Source organism: Paenibacillus sp. LRG-1 (assembly GCF_057220305.1).
In genome coordinates this window covers 3,731,331-3,747,822 of the sequence record NZ_CM170126.1, presented here as the reverse complement: position 1 = coordinate 3,747,822, position 16,492 = coordinate 3,731,331, and the positions used below count along the sequence as shown (strand labels likewise).

Sequence of the window (16,492 nt, the reverse complement as noted above, 5' to 3'; positions counted from 1 at the left end):
GAACGGGTGCAAACATTGATGAAACCTTTTATATATGATTTAACTCTGGAGGAGCTTCAGGACTGGGCCAAGAACAATGGCGAGCCTGCTTTTCGTGGAGGACAAATTTTTGACTGGCTGTATGTGAAGCGAGTCAATGATTTCAGCGAGATGACGAATTTGTCCAAGGCGCTGAGAGAGAAGCTTGAGGAGCAATTTAGTTTTGTGACGCTTAGTGAAATTACAAAGTTGGAATCGAAGGACGGTACAGTAAAATTCCTGTTCGGTTTGCACGATGATCATGCCATTGAAACGGTCATTATGAGACACAATTACGGAAACAGCATTTGTGTAACGACTCAAGTGGGTTGCCGGATTGGTTGTACTTTCTGCGCTTCGACGCTCGGAGGCCTTAAACGGAACCTGACGGCTGGTGAAATTACTGCACAGGTGGTGCAGGCTCAGAAAATTTTGGATAAAACCAATGAACGAGTGAGTAGCATCGTGATTATGGGCTCGGGCGAGCCTTTTGAAAACTATGAAGCGACCATGACGTTTTTACGTACAATGGTTCATGAAAAAGGTCTGAACATTGGTCAACGTCATATCACAGTGTCGACCAGCGGTATTGTACCGAATATTTATAAATTTGCCGACGAGGATACCCAGATTAATCTGGCAATATCCATTCATGCGCCTAATGATGCGCTTCGTTCGAAGCTGATGCCTGTAAATCGGCGTTATCCCTTTAAGGATGTTATGGATTCTCTACGTTACTATCTTGCTAAGACGGGGCGGAGAATTTCGTTTGAATATGCCCTGATTGGTGGGGTAAACGATCAGGCAGAACATGCTGAAGAGCTAGCGGATGTGTTAAAGGACATGCTGTGTCACGTCAATTTGATTCCAGTCAATCATGTGCCTGAGCGCAAGTATGTACGCACATCACGCAGTGATATTTTTAATTTCCAACGTATTCTTGCCGAAAAAGGCGTCAATGTGACGATCCGGCGTGAACAGGGTCACGATATTGCCGCTGCTTGCGGTCAGTTGCGTGCAAAGCATATGGAGTTGGGGTGAAACCATTTGATCAAAACAGTTCATGTCAGCCATGTCGGACGTGTACGTTCGGTGAATGAGGATTCTGCCTGGATCAGGCACTTGGAGCAAGGCTATATCCTTGGGATTGTTGCCGATGGTATGGGGGGGCATTTGGCCGGTGATACGGCCAGCCGCCTTGCGGTAGAGACACTTGCCGCTGATTTGGCGACGCTGGAGAGCGGATTATCCGCACATTCTTTGACGGCGGCGCTCAGCGACGCTATTTTGCATGCCAATGAAGTCATCTTCCAGACGGCTGCACGCGATGAAAAGTATCATAATATGGGAACGACAGTTGTTGCGGTTTTATTAAACGACGCATCCGGAATTATCGGACATATCGGTGACAGTCGTGCCTATGTCATTTCCAAAGGAGCGGTACGTCAGCTTACAGAAGACCATACTTTGGTTAATGAGCTGTTCAAAAACGGTCAGATCAGTAAGGAAGAACGGGAGAACCATCCTCGTCGCAATGTACTGACACGGGCGCTGGGCACTGATTCCGAGGTGAAAGTGGATATTGACTCCATTGTGCTGGAAAAAGGCGATATACTGTTACTGTGTAGCGACGGATTAAGCAATTTGGTAACGGAAGAACAAATCAGCAAAGTAGTAGGTGCCGCAGAGAATCCTTTGGAGGAGCGCGCGGATCGTCTGCTACATCTGGCGTTGCTTGCCGGAGGAGACGATAACATTACTGTAGCTTTGTTTGAATTGCCCGACGACACGGTTTCATTGAGTGAAAAGGGGTGTGACGCATGATCGGGCACCTGCTAGGGGGAAGATACGAAATTATTGAGCGTATCGGTGGCGGCGGTATGGCGCTGGTGTATAAGGCTCAAGACATTTTGCTGAATCGCAATGTCGCAGTTAAAGTGTTGCGCCAGCAATTTGTTCATGATGAGGAATTTATTCGCCGATTTCGGCGTGAGGCGCAGTCTGCGGCCTCGCTTTCGCATTCGAATGTGGTCAGTATTTATGATGTCGGCCAAGAGGATGAAATCCATTATATTGTAATGGAGTGCATAGAAGGTAAAAATTTGAATGAGATTATTAAAGAACGTGCACCATTGCAAGTGGATGAAGCAGTACGGATTGCTTCCCAGATTTGTGATGCGCTGGAGCATGCCCACCAAAATCAGATCATTCACCGAGACATTAAGCCTCATAATATATTAATTGGACGTAATGGACGGGTTAAGGTAACTGATTTTGGGATTGCTAGAGCTGTTACGTCAACGACCATTACCCAGACGGGTTCTGTTGTGGGTTCTGTTCATTATTTTTCACCTGAGCATGCAAAGGGTGTCGTCACCGGCGAAAAATCGGACTTATATTCTTTAGGTATTGTCTTATATCAAATGCTGACAGCGCAGCTCCCTTTCCTGGGAGAAAGTCCAATTAGTGTAGCGCTCAAGCACTTGCAAGAGGAATTTGAGGAACCACGTAAAATTAATCCGTTGATTCCGCAAAGTGTGGAAAATGTCATTCTAAAATCCATGCGCAAAAATCCAGAAGAGCGTTATCAATCGGCAGACGAAATGCTAAAAGATCTAGAAACCTGTTTGCTGCCGGGACGGCGTAATGAATCCAAGCTGGAGTTTACACATTTGGATGATGAGGATCAAACACGGGTTATTCCGGCTATTAAGCCTCAACAATTAGGGATGTCTTCTAGTGGCGATGATGTACCTGCTCAACCGCGTGAGTCTGAACAGCTTTCGAGCAAGCAATCGTCCAAAAAAAATAGAAAAAAAGCGATCTTGTGGGTAACACTAGTGTTGGTGTTACTTCTGTGCATGGGCGGAGTGGTGTACTATGTGCAAAGTGTACTTGTCGTGCCTGAGGTAAAAGTACCAGGTGTATTGACACAAACAGAAGACCAAGCGAAGGTTAATCTCAGTAAAGCGGGATTACTCATTGAGGAGCCAATCCAGCATGAATACAAAGAGGGAATCGCGCCTGGAGTTGTATTTTATCAAAGCTATCCTGCAGATTCTTTAGTCAAGGAAGGAACCAAGATTAGTCTGAAAGTCGGGATTGCCAAGCCGCTCACCCCGATGCCGGATGTCAAAGGCCAAAGCTACGAGAATGCTGTTAAGCTGCTGACCGCCCAGCAAATTAAGGAGACGCAGATTCAGCAAAATGAGCAGTTCAGTGATCAGGCCGCGGGGACCGTCCTTAGTCAGACACCCGCTGCAAATGAGCCATTTGATAAGGACTCAGTCCAGGTTGTGCTCACAGTCAGCAAGGGCGCTGATACTGTGAAAATGCCAAGCCTGGTAGGGAAGACGCAGAACCAAGCAGAAAATGAGGTTAAAAAGGCAGGGCTGAAGGTTGGCTCGATTAAAGAAGAATTTAGCTATGAGCAGGAAAAAGGAAGAGTAACCAAACAGTGGCCGTCAGAGGCAGGCAGTGAGTTGCCACCAAATACGGAAATTACGTTTTATGTAAGCACGGGTTACCCGCCAGAAGCTATTACACTACCATTTAATGTGCCTGTTGCGCCGAAGGAAGAGGGCAAAAACAGCAAAATTCGTATCACTTATACGGATGCGCGTGGAGAAAATCAGGAATGGGGAAGCCGTACGATTAATACGACACAGATGTTCACTATCAATCTGCTAATGGCTCCGAACAAAGACAGTGTTGTCTCAGTATTTAGAGATGGTGACTTTATTGATACGTATCCAGTCTCTTATATTGAGGCGAAAAATGGAACGGTGACGATGCCCCAAATTGCTCCGCCTGCTGGAACTTCACCAACGGATACACCTGATGGTACTTCCTCGCAGAATGGAAGTGGAAACGGCGAGGAAGGTGATAGCGGGGGATCTTCTAATGATACTGGCAATAGTGGAGGCGACTCGAACAATCAGGAGGGCACAGGAGGTAATGGTGACCCTTCCGCCTTTGTTCCTGGAACGAATTCCACGGGGAGTACGCGCAGTGAGTTGGCGGTTAGTCATAAAAACAACCCAGGCCACGCAAAGAAGGAAAAAGTGATTGAGGCTGTTCAGCATCAGTAAACTTGCAATAGGAAGATGCTCAACCTGTTATACGCAATGAAACTTGAACATTATGAAGGAGGACATCTTACACATGCCTGAAGGTCTGATCGTCAAGGCGCTTAGCGGATATTATTATGTCTCCAGCCTGGATCAGGATGGGCGTCCGGTATCTGGCGAAGCTACGGTACAATGCAGAGCACGCGGCATTTTTAAGAAAAAAGAGATTACGCCTCTTGTCGGTGATCGGGTCGTTTACGAACTGACTGAGAACGGGGAAGGTATGGTCGAGGAGATTAGAAAGCGTACGACAGAGCTAATTCGTCCTCCAGTAGCTAATACCACGCTAGCCGTGCTACTGTTTTCCTTGCGTGAGCCGGATTTAAACCTGCCTTTACTGGACAAATTTTTAGTCCATATTGAGCACGCCGGACTGGATACGATTATCTGTTTGACTAAGCGCGATTTGTATGAAGGCAGTCCTTCAGAGGATGACACCGTGCTGGCCGTTCAGGAAATGTACCGGAAGATCGGTTATGAGGTGCTGGTAACCAGTGCCCGTACCGGAGAAGGGACGGCTGAGCTTAAGAAGCTGTTGGCTGGTCAAATCAGCGTGTTTTCCGGGCAGTCAGGTGTAGGAAAGTCTTCCATGCTTAATGCTCTGGAGCCTGGGTTAACGCTGGAGACGAGCGCCATAAGCAATAAGCTGGGCCGAGGAAAACATACGACTCGTCATGTGGAGCTGATTCCTCTAGACAACGGAGGGTTTGTAGCAGATACACCAGGGTTTAGCCAGCTAGATTTTCTGGAGCTAGGTGTGGATGAGTTATCTCCCTGTTTTCGTGAATTCCAGCAGTATGCGGAAGGATGTAAATTTCGGGGGTGTACCCATATTCACGAGCCTAGCTGTAAAGTAAGAGAGGCCCTGGAAGAAGGCCATATTTCACAGGGACGATATGATAGCTATTTGCAGTTCTATCAGGAATTAAAAGAAAAAAAGCGGAGGTACTGAGTATATGTTAAAAATAGCACCGTCGATTTTATCCGCTGATTTTGCTCGCTTGGGCAGTGAAGTTGCGGAAGCTGAGGCAGGAGGGGCAGACTGGATTCATGTGGATGTAATGGATGGACATTTTGTATCCAATATTACACTGGGCCCACCTATCGTTCAGGCTATTCGTCCGCATACGACTCTTCCCTTGGATGTTCATCTGATGATTGAGCATCCTGAACGCTATATTGGCGATTTCGTAAAAGCAGGAGCCAACATCATCACTGTTCATGCTGAGGCCTGTGTTCATTTGCATGGTGTCCTTCACTTGATCAAGCAGCAAGGCGCTCTGGCTGGAGTGGCTCTCAATCCGGGTACTTCACCATACGCGATCAAGGAAGTGCTGCCAAATGTGGATATGATTCTGGTGATGACGGTCAATCCTGGCTTTGGAGGTCAGTCCTTCATTCCAGAGACGTTAAATAAAATCAGACAAATCCGTGCTTGGCTGAACGAATTGGGCCGTCCAGATGTACATATCGAGGTAGACGGAGGTATTGCGGAGGAGACGGCACCAGCCGTATTTGAAGCGGGGGCTGACGTGTTAGTGGCTGGTAGTGCGGTATTTGGCAGAGCAGACCGCGCAGCGGCTATTGCTGCGATTCGGGACAGTGCAGCTCGTTTGTCCAAGTGAAGCTGACTGAAGCATTGTGGATGACTGTAGCGAGCATGGCGACGGGGTTGACCCTTAGCTGTTTCTCGCTAGTGAAGGCTCCTTGGAATGCTGTTCTTTCACTTTTGGCTGTTCTAATTGTACTGTTTTATTTTCGAAAAAATGAACGGCGGGGTTTACGAATAGGTTTTGTGGTGTGCAGCGTACTTTATTATATCCTGTTTATTTTCATACTCTCAGCATATCTCTATGTTCGCGGACTTGTCTGATGGTATAGCCTGGGATGGTTGTGCATAAATATGGTTACATGAGCGGGATTCTCATGTAGCCTTTTTTTTGTGGGGCAACAACCCTTGACAGGTTGCATAAACTACAGAGAACGGATGCAGGAGGATGATGGGGAGGGTGAGGCATGAAGTTTTACACAATCAAGCTGCCAAAATTTCTGGGTGGATTCGTTAAAGCCATTTTGAATACATTCCAGAAAAACTGAATTCAACGTAATGTAAACACAGGATGTAGGATGAAAACTGGAGGTACACAGGGCACGCTTCCCGGGCACAACAGATAGGTAGCTCGGCAGTAAAAGATAGGAACGCACGGGAAGGTGCCTGACATTTTGTTCTCCTGAACCAGATGGATATTACTTTTCGAATAACCAAAAAAGCACCCGTTTAAAACGAGGTGCCTTTTGCTTATAACGATATTTTTTTACGACTACACGCGAGTCACTTTACCGGCTTTCAATGCACGAGTGCTGACATAAACGCGTTTCGGTTTACCGTTAACGAGAATGCGAACTTTTTGTACGTTGACGCCCCAAGTACGGCGATTACGGTTGTTAGCGTGAGATACGTGGTTACCGCTGCCAGGCTTTTTGCCTGTTACAGAACATTTACGAGACATGATTCCACCTCCTATTCTGAAAATAACCAAATTCCATACGGAACGGGTCTCTCTTCAGGCCGACTGGGTCAGCCGGACTTTGTAAGTCACTAACCTGAACAAAACAATACTTAAATATAATATCATAGTCAAAAAAGCTCCGTCAACTGATTCAAAAACTTTATTTATTTCTCTTTCGCATTATAGTACAATATGGGATAGTTATTGCTGCGATTATTTTGTATTAAAATGGAATGTGAATTCTTATTCCAGTCATGCCGGCAGTTCAGAGGCGGGACTATAGTCATCATTCCAGCCGATGATTTATTGTTAGGCAGTTGACTGGTTTTTCATTTTATATGACCTGTAGAAGAACGACCAGACGTGAGTACAAGAGCTTACGAAAGTGTGATATTCGTATTCGTCGTCTGGCTTTAGTATAATTCAATTGAACCTGTACGCACAGTTGAATAAGGTGTTGTGAAGGTTGATAGTAAAACAAGTGTATTAAGCTAGGAAGGGGAATTCTCTTGAGTAATCGTTCTTTGAATGGAACAGATTTTACCGCAATGGTTTTAGCCGGGGCGGAACAATTACAGCAGCATGCGGAACATGTCAATTCACTAAATGTATTCCCAGTGCCAGACGGTGATACGGGAACCAACATGAATTTGACGATGAGCGCGGGCGTAACGGAATTAAAGAGGGGGGACTCTTCCTCCATCGGTGTCATGTCCGGCATATTATCCAAAGGTTTGCTGATGGGAGCCCGCGGCAATTCAGGGGTTATCCTGTCTCAGTTGTTTCGTGGCTTCAGCCGTTACGCTGCCCCATACGAGGAATTGAATACCCTTCAGTTCGCATCGGCATTGCAGAGCGGGGTGGATGCGGCCTACAAGGCGGTTGTTAAGCCGGTGGAGGGTACAATTCTTACCGTGGCGAAGGAAGCGGCCAGGCATGCTGTGTTTTTCTCGCGCCGGACGAACGACATCACGGAACTGATGGAAGAAGTGCTTGCCAAAGCGAAGGAAACGCTTGCCATGACGCAGGACATGCTCCCTGTATTGAAGCAAGTAGGAGTTGTAGATTCGGGTGGGCAAGGTCTTGTGTACATTTATGAAGGTTTTATGCAGCATCTTGGAAGCGGCTTGGTGACGTCTTCAACTGCAAAAAGTGATAATGTACGCACGGTTTTTGCTCCTCACGTATCGGAGAGACCTACTGCTACTGCAGTTGTTCCTTCCCCAGATGCGCCGATTTCTGCGCAAGCGAAGCTCGAAACGGATAATATTGAATTTTTGTATGATATGGAGTTTTTTATTAATCGACAATTGGGCGAAGCGCAAGGTACCGATTTTGATGAGGAAGCCTTCCGGAAAGCGTTAGCAGTAGATGGTGATTCTATTATCGTAATTTCGGACGATGATGTCATCAAGGTTCACGTGCATTCTAAGGCTCCTGGTGAAGTGCTGAATTTGGCACTGCGCTACGGAGAAATTACACAGATTCGTATTTTAAATATGCGCGAGCAGCATCGTGATTTGTTGTCTGCGGGTATGGATGTTGCTCCTGAGCCTGAGTGGTTTGCTGAAATACCAACAGAGCCTGCACGTGAGGAAGAGCCGTCTGAGCCCCCCGCTCATGAACTGGCATCCTTTGGTTTTATAGCTGTGGCTTCCGGTGAAGGAATTGCTGATATTTTCAGAAGTTTAGGCGTCGATGTTGTCCTTTCTGGCGGCCAGACAATGAATCCGAGCACAGAGGACTTCGTTAATGCGGCGCGTTCGATTGCGGCTCAACATATTTTTATTCTTCCGAATAATTCCAATATTATTTTGGCGGCAGAACAAGCACGTGAACTGCTAGAGATGGAACGTATGGTGTCGGTTATTCCGAGCAAAACAATTCCTCAGGGGATTGCGGCAGCATTTGCCTTCCAGGAGGAAGAGGCTTTTCAGGTAAATCAGGACAATATGCGTGACGCAGTCACCCGGGTGAAGTCTGGGCAAGTGACCTACGCGGTACGGGATACGACACTGGATGACCTGCATATTACAGCCGGGCATTACATCGGTATTCAGGATTCCAAAATTGTAGCGACCGAGGAACACTTAATGGCAACGTCCCGTCTTTTGCTAGCGAAAATGCTGGTGAATGGCGATGAAATTGTTACGATTCTCACAGGCTCAGACGCGAATCAAGAAGACACAGATCAGCTTGTTGCATGGCTTAAAGAAAATTATGCGGATGCTGAAGTGGAAGTTCATGAAGGTGGTCAGCCGATTTATCCTTATTTGTTCTCAGTGGAAACCTGATGTGCTTTAGCACGCCCATGGAAGTCCACAACAAAAGGAGGTCTGACTGATGAGCAGTACCATCATTTTGACGGATAGCACGGCTGATATTCCACCGGAATTAGCAGACCGTCTCGGTATAGTTGTTGTACCATTGACAGTGATGTTCGGCAGCACAGCTTACCTGGACGGCATTGAGATGTCAGCGTCGCAGTTTTACAGCGAACTAGTACGGGCTGATGAGCTACCTACGACATCACAGCCTTCACCAGCCCGTTTTTTGGAGACATACACGACGCTATTGGAGCAATACCCCGAGAGCCAGGTTATCTCTATCCATTTATCCTCGGGTGTGAGCGGAACGTATCAGTCTGCTCTGCTGGGCAAATCCATGCTGGAGAAGCATGAACATAGAGTGACTGTGGTGGATTCCAAATCAGCTTCATACGGATACGGCATGCTAGTGGTTTATGCGGCAGAGCTGGCGGCTGCCGGGCATTCCCCGGCTGATATCGTTCGGGCTGTGGAACGTCGTGGGGAGCGCCGTCGTTTGTATTTCCTGGTGGATACCCTGGAATACTTACAAAAAGGCGGACGTATTGGCAAGGCAGCGGCAATGGTTGGTACGTTACTTAACATTAAGCCGATTCTTTCGATTGACAAAGAAGGCACTATTTATTCGGTTGATAAGGCGAGAGGGCATAAAAAAGCGACAGCACGTATAATTGAACTACTGGAGCGGGATTTAAAAGGCCAAAAAATTAATATTGCTGTGGGTCATACGGCAGATCGCTCAGCGGCAGAAGCGTTCGTGGCTCAGCTGGCAGAGCATTTTGAGCTGGGAGATCGAATATATACTGAACTTGGCGCTGTGATTGGGACCCATGTAGGGCCAGGTACGATTGGCATTTTTGTATGGCCGGCCGGAGATGAGAGGTAATATGCTGCAATTGGATCAAATACCTTTAAAACAAATACATGGCGTGAGTGCTCTCAAAGAGGGAGAGCTTCACGCTTTTGGTATTTCTAACGTACAGGACATGCTGGAATATTATCCGTTTCGGTATGAAGATTACCGACTGCGCTCGCTAAGTGAAGTGAAGGATGGAGATAAGATTACAGTACAGGCCAAAATTATGGGCATTCCGGTGCTTCAGCGTTACGGGCGCAAATCAAGGTTGACTTGTAAATTGATGGCCGAGGATTGGATGTTTACCGCGACGTGGTTTAATCGGCATTTCATGAAGGAGCAGCTAACCTCAGGTCGTGAAATTGTGGTGACTGGTAAATGGGATCTCAAACGGATGCAGATGACTGTTGCAGATTCTGAGTTTCCTGATAAAGGAGTAGCCCGCTCGGGGACACTTCAACCGGTGTACTCTATAGGCGGTAAGATTACGCAAAGCTGGATGCGAAAAACAATGAGCCAGACACTCCAGCAGTTTGGTGAAATGATCCCCGAAATATTGCCTGAGTTGCTTGTGCGTAAATATAGTATGATGCCGCGCAAGCAGGCTATTGCGGGTATACACCAGCCTCAGGACAACCGCGAGGGGCAAGAGGCTCGTCGGCGGATGGTGTATGAGGAGCTATTTTTATTTCAGCTGAAAATGCAGGCATTCCGGGCGTTAAATCGTGGTCGAGCGGACGGGGTGGTACATACGGTGGATAACGCCACGATTCGTGAATTTGTAAGGGCTTTGCCTTTTGAATTAACGGATGCACAGAAGAAGGTAGAGCTTGAAATACTGCACGATCTACGCTCACCTTATTGTATGAACCGTCTGCTTCAGGGAGATGTTGGGTCAGGTAAAACAGTTGTTGCTGCCATCGGTTTATTTGCCACAGTACGTTCCGGTTTTCAGGGAGCGCTGATGGTGCCAACCGAAATATTGGCCGAGCAGCATATGCGATCGCTTCACAAGCTGTTTGAGCCCTTTGGAATCAGTGTGGGCCTATTGACTGGGAGTACAACCGGGAAGAAGCGTAAGGAGCTCCTAGCTGCTCTCCAAATGGGTCTGCTGGACATTGTAGTAGGCACCCATGCTCTCATTCAGGAGGATGTATATTTTCGCCAGCTTGGGCTTGTTGTAACGGATGAGCAGCATAGATTCGGAGTGAATCAGCGTAGTGTACTGCGTCGCAAAGGCTATAATCCCGATGTGCTGACGATGACGGCCACACCGATCCCCCGTACGCTGGCCATCACTGCGTTTGGCGATATGGATGTTTCTACGTTGTCAGAGCGGCCGAAGGGGCGTATTCCAATTTCCACCTATTGGGTGAAGCACGAACTGATGGATCGGGTACTTGGTTTTATTTCCCGCGAGGTAGATCAGGGACGGCAGGCTTATCTGATTTGCCCGTTGATTGAAGAGTCGGAGAAGCTGGACGTACAGAATGCCATCGATTTGCATATTCAAATGCAACAGGCTTTTCCACATTACCGCGTTGGGCTATTACATGGACGAATGACTCCCGCAGAAAAGGAAGAAGTTATGCGTTCTTTCTATGCGAATGAGGTTCAGTTACTCGTTTCAACGACGGTTGTGGAGGTGGGGGTAGACGTTCCCAATGCGACGCTAATGATCATTATGGACGCGGATCGTTTTGGGCTGTCCCAGTTACATCAATTACGTGGACGTGTCGGACGGGGAGCACATGCCTCGTATTGTGTACTGATCGCTGATCCTAAGTCGGAGGTTGGTCAGGAGCGGATGAAGGTTATGACCGATACGGACGATGGTTTTGAGGTGGCTAGACGCGATCTGGATTTGAGAGGGCCGGGTGACTTTTTTGGCACCAAGCAGAGTGGGCTACCCGAGTTTCGTTTAGCAGATATGGTAGCGGATTTTGAGGTGCTGGAAAAGGCGCGGGAGGATGCAACCGATCTGATTAAGGATTCGTCCTTTTGGACATCTCCGCAGTATGAAGGACTGCGCGGTTATTTGCAAAAAGAACAGATTTTCCAGGGGGATCTCATCGACTAATCCACATGAATCATGAGGTTGTTCTAAACGTTTTAAACAGATAGGCACAATGGACAGGCTGGCCGTCATATATTTGGGAATGACCAAATGATATGGGAGGTGTGGCAACATTGAGCTATCAGCAATATGGAATCAGTCCGCAACTGGTGGAGCGGATTAAGTTGAAAATGAAGAATCGTGCGCTCAAGGAGCGGGTTAAGCAGCAGATTGAAGGTGTGACTAAAGCGGACCTGCAAAATAAAGCTAAGGTGCGTCATCTTGTGAAGTCCACTTCTGCTATTTTAAACGAGCGTTTGACAGCTGCGCAGGAGGAGCAATTGACCGCCTTCGTATTGGCACAAAAAATTGATCCGTCCAATACATTCCATCTAATCAAGCTGTGGGGAATGTTCCGTTGATTGCTATTTGAAGAGGTGCTTCAAAGCGCTCTCCATGTTTTTTTGTGAAGCACAGATGAAAAAAGGATTGCCTGATATCAGGCGATCCTTTTTGGTTTGTATTAGTTCATTCCCCGGGCAATAGCTAGTGTGTGCTTATCATGAGACTTTTATTTGTAATGACCGCCAATTTTGATAGACCGTTCCATGGCCTGTCCGGCATCTGTTAACGACGATGCGCGCATGATGATGGACTGACCGTACCGATCCTTTAAAGTGTCCGTCACCTTTTCCAAAGCACGGGATCGCTCCTGATCCTCAAAAAAATCCAGCTGATACAGTTGATCATCCACCAATCCGCTTAAAGTAACCCCTGCGCGCTTCACGGGCATATGATTCCAAAAAGTATAAAAGATTTTTTTAACGGTTTCATATACCTTTTGGGTATGGTTTGTAGGATCGGGTATCTTCATTTGTCGGGAGAATCCGGTTGGTGCCTCGTAGGGACTGCATATACAATGAACAGTCACAACCGAGCCCATATATCCTTTGCGGCGGGCGTCCCGACACACCTCCTCTGTTAGTTCAAGCAGGATGGTTTCCACTTCCGCAGGCTGGAGATAGTCGCGGGGAAGAGTCATCATATGACCGATGGATTTGGGAGGTGTATTAAATGTTTCCGGCTTGACCGGGCTGTGATCGATCCCGTTAGCAGTTCGCCATATCACCTCTGCCTGAATATCGGACTGCTTGCCGAAATGAGACCGGAATCTGTCCTGTAGCCGGGGTAAGGGAGTACGTGCAATATCTCCAATGGTGTGTAGTCCAAGCTTCTCCAAATGCCGTTCCATGCGCGAACCGATGCCGAACATAAGACGTACTGGCTGAGGCCACAGCAACGCTGCAATATCGGATGTAGGCAACAAGAAAATGCCACTGTCATTTTTTTTAGCCCATATATCTGTTGCGGTTTTAGCCAGCATTTTGTTGGAGCTGATGCCAATTCGAATCCATACTCCTGTTTGTGCCAGTACCTTTTGCTGAATTTCACTTGCAATACTCACCGGATCCCCGAACAGGGAGAGGCTTCCGCTCATATCCAGAAACTGTTCATCAATGCTGAAAACCTCAACCAAATCCGTATATTCATTATAGATTTCTGTTATTTTTAATGAGACATCGATATAATGCTGCATACGTGGGCGTACAATGATAAGGTCAGGACATTTTTTCACCGCTTCTCCCAGGAGTTCTGCTGTAGATATACCGTATTTTTTGGCCAGCGGACACGCAGCTAAAATAATGCCTGAACGAAGTGCAGGGTCACCGGCCACAACGAGTGGCTTATGTTGGTATTTGGGATCATCTGCTTTTTCGATGCTGGTATAAAAACTTTGGCAGTCCGATAAGAATATGGTTCTATTTCTGCTTTCCTTCAAAAATCCGACCTCCTCTCCTGATATGTGTGGGTCATCCTTCCAAAATATTCTTGAATGTATACTCTTATAGTAGTATTATATACAGAACAAGTGTTCCTAATACAAATGTATTTTTTGGAACGTTACAGTTTACGTAAAACCTAACATGGCGTATCATAATATCTTGAGCAAAAACAAGTGGAAATGAATGAATATTGAGGGGAGAAAACCATTTTTATGAACCCAAAACGTCGACCATCATCTCAAAAACGCAGTAGGTGGCGTATTTTTGGCAGAGTTTTGCTGATTAATATCAAGTGGTTCTCGTTTGCGGGTGTACTTGGAGTGCTGTTTGCTGGAGGACTTATATCCGGTTATGTGGCGGCACTGGTTCATGATGAACCTGTACGATCACGTCAGTTGATATATGAAAAGGTAAATGAGAACGCTCTGACCAGCTTTGTATTTTTTAATGATCAGGTAACTCCGGTTGGAAGAATGCGCATGGAGGAGGATCGACAGCTCGTTGATCTGAAGGATGTTCCTCAGTCTATTGTGGACGCCCTCATTTCAACGGAAGACAGCCAATTTTATGAGCATCGTGGTGTGGATTTAAAGGGAACAGCTCGTGCCGTTAAGCAGAAGCTTTTGAATGAAAACCGCCAAACAGGCGGCAGCACACTGACGCAGCAGGTAGCCCGAAGGGTTTTTCTCAGTCTGGATAAGACGGACAGTCGCAAGGTGAAGGAAATGCTGCTGGCACTGCGTATGGAGCGGTTTATGGGCAAGGATAAAATATTAACGGCTTACTTAAACAAAATGCCTTTTGGTAATGGTTCCGCTGGTTACAATTTATATGGAATCAAGTCTGCTTCGTTAGGGATTTTCAATGTAAGTGATCTACATAAGCTTCATATTGCTCAGGCGGCTTATTTGGCAGGTCTCCCGCAACTGCCATCTGTTTATTCCGCTTTTGATGGTAAAGGGAACTTCGATGAAGAAGGCTTCAATAAAGCGATGGAGCGCCAACGTGTCGTGTTGGGAAGAATGCTGGCAACAGGTAAACTTACGCTATCCGAATATAACGAGGCGCTTCAATTTGATGTGAAAGCCACTCTTGCGCCACATCGCGAAAAAAGTTATAACACATTCCCTTATTTGATGCTGGAGACAGAGCGGGAAGCAGCCCAATTGTTAGCGCTCCAGCAAAATCCCGATATCACGGCAGCCGAGATTTCCAAGCCTGAGCATGCCGAGCTTCTTCAAAATACGCGAGAAGAGTTGCAACGGTCCGGCTATCGAATTTATACAACGATAAATAAGAAAATTTATAACAATATGCGGCAGATTGCAGCCAATCCACAAAATTTTTCTCCATACAGTAAGAAGAAGGGATTAGAGCAGATTGCAGCAATCATGATTGATCATAAAACAGGGGCTATACTCGGTATGATCGAGGGCAGGGATTTTAATACCGAGCAAATGAACTATGCAACTCAAATGACACGTCAGCCCGGTTCTGCCATGAAGCCTATTGCTGCTTATTTACCTGCTTTGGAAAAGGGCTACACTCAGCCAGCCGGTCTTATTGATGATTCACAAATCATATTGAAAGACGGGCGTAAAGGTTATCATATTCCTAAAAATTATAACAGACGGTACGAGGGGCTTATGACAGCCCGTGAAGCACTCAATCGGTCAATCAACATCCCTGCGCTGAGGCTGTTCCTATATGAAGTTAAAATTCCAAATGCTTGGAATTTTGTGCGTTCTCTTGGAATTACGACGATTCAGCCGCAGGATGAACATGCTCAGACAGGGGTTTTGGGTGGACTAAGCAAAGGGGTATCCGTCGAGGAACTGACCGCAGCATATGGAACGATTCCCAATATGGGTGTATATAATGCACCTCATCTGATCAGCAAAATTACGGATGCCAACGGGAAGATCGTATATGAATTTAAACCGCAGACGAAGCGTGTATATTCGCAGCAAACCGCATTTTTGATGACGGATATGCTCAAAACGGTTATATCAGATCCGAGGGGAACCGGCAAACGCCTGCAAAATGCTTTTAAAAGCTACGGTGCCATTGATATCGCTGGTAAAACCGGTACGACACAAAACTTTGGTGATGTGTGGTTTATGGGGTACACACCTGACGTTACACTAGGCGTCTGGGCTGGTTACCGCCAACAGGTTAATACATTATCTCAAGAAGGCCATTCCAGAGCACAGTCAGTGTGGGCACTGATCATGAATGAGGCGGTCAAGGACCAGCCTGAGCTTTTTAAGAATAAGCACTTTATACGGCCGGAAGGTGTTGTAAGAGTTACGGTTTCTAGCCTTACAGGTAAGCTGCCAGGGCGTTATTCCCGTCAATCGGGTCAACTCGTGACTGACTGGTTTAATCAAAAGTATGTGCCTACCGAAGTTGGAAGAGAACAGCTTCCGCGTTCTGCTAGACCAGTGGTCCCATCTAAACCAGATATCAAGGAAAAAGAAGTCCCAGAGGTTGAGGTACCTGCAATAGATCAAGAGAAAATTCCACCAGAGGAAACGGATCCTACTGTTCCTGACGCAGACACAGAGATAGATATGCCTGATGAGAATAAAGATTTGCCATCTACAGATACTCCGCAACCTTCTGTTGAGAACGAGCAGGTGACTCCTTCTGAATCACAAAGCCAGAGTGAGACTCCAAAAACCAAATCTGACGAAGTTATTTATCCTGAAATAATATCTGATCAACCCAAAAATTAAACGGCAGGAACGG

The 16,492-nt window shown here is 46.7% G+C and carries 13 protein-coding genes; 11 read left to right on the top strand and 2 right to left on the bottom strand.

Translation table 11 applies throughout. The features are described from left to right. The first annotated feature begins 18 nt into the window (after nucleotides 1-18). The 6 genes from rlmN to spoVM all read left to right on the top strand — a co-directional run bounded on the left by rlmN (nucleotide 19) and on the right by spoVM (nucleotide 6,245). Nucleotides 19-1,059 (top strand): dual-specificity RNA methyltransferase RlmN, encoded by a 1,041-nt coding sequence (gene rlmN, locus ACUUJN_RS16700; RefSeq protein WP_013310887.1) that lies wholly within the window; start codon nucleotides 19-21, stop codon nucleotides 1,057-1,059. A 6-nt stretch (nucleotides 1,060-1,065) separates the two neighbouring features. Further along, a complete protein-coding gene (locus ACUUJN_RS16695; protein ID WP_484668719.1) occupies nucleotides 1,066-1,842 on the top strand; it encodes a Stp1/IreP family PP2C-type Ser/Thr phosphatase in 777 nt (258 codons plus the stop codon). Continuing rightward, nucleotides 1,839-4,109 (top strand): Stk1 family PASTA domain-containing Ser/Thr kinase, encoded by a 2,271-nt coding sequence (gene pknB, locus ACUUJN_RS16690; RefSeq protein ID WP_023989301.1) that lies wholly within the window; start codon nucleotides 1,839-1,841, stop codon nucleotides 4,107-4,109. The genes ACUUJN_RS16695 and pknB overlap by 4 nt, the downstream gene beginning before the upstream one ends. Nucleotides 4,110-4,182: 73 nt before the next feature. Continuing rightward, a complete protein-coding gene (rsgA, locus tag ACUUJN_RS16685) occupies nucleotides 4,183-5,100 on the top strand; it encodes a ribosome small subunit-dependent GTPase A (protein ID WP_023989300.1) in 918 nt (305 codons plus the stop codon). Nucleotides 5,101-5,104: 4 nt separating this feature from the next. Beyond that, entirely contained in the window at nucleotides 5,105-5,773 is a 669-nt protein-coding gene (gene rpe / locus ACUUJN_RS16680; protein ID WP_023989299.1) for a ribulose-phosphate 3-epimerase, read from the top strand. Nucleotides 5,774-6,164: 391 nt separating this feature from the next. Then, nucleotides 6,165-6,245 carry a stage V sporulation protein SpoVM gene (spoVM, locus tag ACUUJN_RS16675; RefSeq protein WP_010345573.1) on the top strand — a complete coding sequence of 27 codons (81 nt, stop codon included), beginning with the start codon at nucleotides 6,165-6,167 and terminating at the stop codon, nucleotides 6,243-6,245. A 224-nt stretch (nucleotides 6,246-6,469) separates the two neighbouring features. Here spoVM and rpmB read toward each other — a convergent pair whose 3' ends face one another. After that, nucleotides 6,470-6,658, bottom strand: a complete 189-nt coding sequence (rpmB, locus tag ACUUJN_RS16670) for a 50S ribosomal protein L28 (protein ID WP_013310881.1) — start codon at nucleotides 6,656-6,658, stop codon at nucleotides 6,470-6,472. Nucleotides 6,659-7,167: 509 nt separating this feature from the next. Here rpmB and ACUUJN_RS16665 point away from each other — a divergent pair. From ACUUJN_RS16665 to ACUUJN_RS16650, 4 genes are all read left to right on the top strand, one after another. After that, a complete protein-coding gene (locus ACUUJN_RS16665; protein WP_076159465.1) occupies nucleotides 7,168-8,952 on the top strand; it encodes a DAK2 domain-containing protein in 1,785 nt (594 codons plus the stop codon). A gap of 49 nt (nucleotides 8,953-9,001) precedes the next feature. After that, on the top strand, nucleotides 9,002-9,871 hold the full coding sequence (locus ACUUJN_RS16660) for a DegV family protein (RefSeq protein ID WP_023989297.1): 870 nt from the start codon (nucleotides 9,002-9,004) through the stop codon (nucleotides 9,869-9,871). 1 nt (nucleotide 9,872) lies between these two features. Beyond that, a complete protein-coding gene (gene recG / locus ACUUJN_RS16655) occupies nucleotides 9,873-11,921 on the top strand; it encodes an ATP-dependent DNA helicase RecG (protein WP_053325711.1) in 2,049 nt (682 codons plus the stop codon). Between the two features lie 110 nt (nucleotides 11,922-12,031). Beyond that, the gene (locus ACUUJN_RS16650) at nucleotides 12,032-12,319 is read left to right on the top strand and encodes a stage VI sporulation protein F (protein WP_013310877.1); all 288 of its coding nucleotides are present in this window, start codon (nucleotides 12,032-12,034) and stop codon (nucleotides 12,317-12,319) included. 149 nt (nucleotides 12,320-12,468) lie between these two features. On the opposite strand, the gene ACUUJN_RS16645 is transcribed toward ACUUJN_RS16650, so the two are convergent. After that, on the bottom strand, nucleotides 12,469-13,737 hold the full coding sequence (locus ACUUJN_RS16645; protein ID WP_484668718.1) for a DNA polymerase IV: 1,269 nt from the start codon (nucleotides 13,735-13,737) through the stop codon (nucleotides 12,469-12,471). A 216-nt stretch (nucleotides 13,738-13,953) separates the two neighbouring features. Here ACUUJN_RS16645 and ACUUJN_RS16640 point away from each other — a divergent pair, with 216 nt between their 5' ends. Beyond that, nucleotides 13,954-16,479 (top strand): transglycosylase domain-containing protein, encoded by a 2,526-nt coding sequence (locus tag ACUUJN_RS16640; RefSeq protein WP_023989294.1) that lies wholly within the window; start codon nucleotides 13,954-13,956, stop codon nucleotides 16,477-16,479. The last annotated feature ends 13 nt before the right edge of the window (nucleotides 16,480-16,492 follow it).

What these genes read in the sequence shown, in the direction of transcription:
- rsgA (WP_023989300.1), top strand. Translation starts at nt 4,183, where the DNA reads ATGCCTGAAGGTCTGATCGTCAAGGCGCTTAGCGGATATTATTATGTC.
- recG (WP_053325711.1), top strand. Translation starts at nt 9,873, where the DNA reads ATGCTGCAATTGGATCAAATACCTTTAAAACAAATACATGGCGTGAGT.
- pknB (WP_023989301.1), top strand. Translation starts at nt 1,839, where the DNA reads ATGATCGGGCACCTGCTAGGGGGAAGATACGAAATTATTGAGCGTATC.
- rlmN (WP_013310887.1), top strand. Translation starts at nt 19, where the DNA reads ATGAAACCTTTTATATATGATTTAACTCTGGAGGAGCTTCAGGACTGG.
- ACUUJN_RS16640 (WP_023989294.1), top strand. Translation starts at nt 13,954, where the DNA reads ATGAACCCAAAACGTCGACCATCATCTCAAAAACGCAGTAGGTGGCGT.
- rpmB (WP_013310881.1), bottom strand. Translation starts at nt 6,658, where the DNA reads ATGTCTCGTAAATGTTCTGTAACAGGCAAAAAGCCTGGCAGCGGTAAC.
- rpe (WP_023989299.1), top strand. Translation starts at nt 5,105, where the DNA reads ATGTTAAAAATAGCACCGTCGATTTTATCCGCTGATTTTGCTCGCTTG.
- ACUUJN_RS16660 (WP_023989297.1), top strand. Translation starts at nt 9,002, where the DNA reads ATGAGCAGTACCATCATTTTGACGGATAGCACGGCTGATATTCCACCG.
- spoVM (WP_010345573.1), top strand. Translation starts at nt 6,165, where the DNA reads ATGAAGTTTTACACAATCAAGCTGCCAAAATTTCTGGGTGGATTCGTT.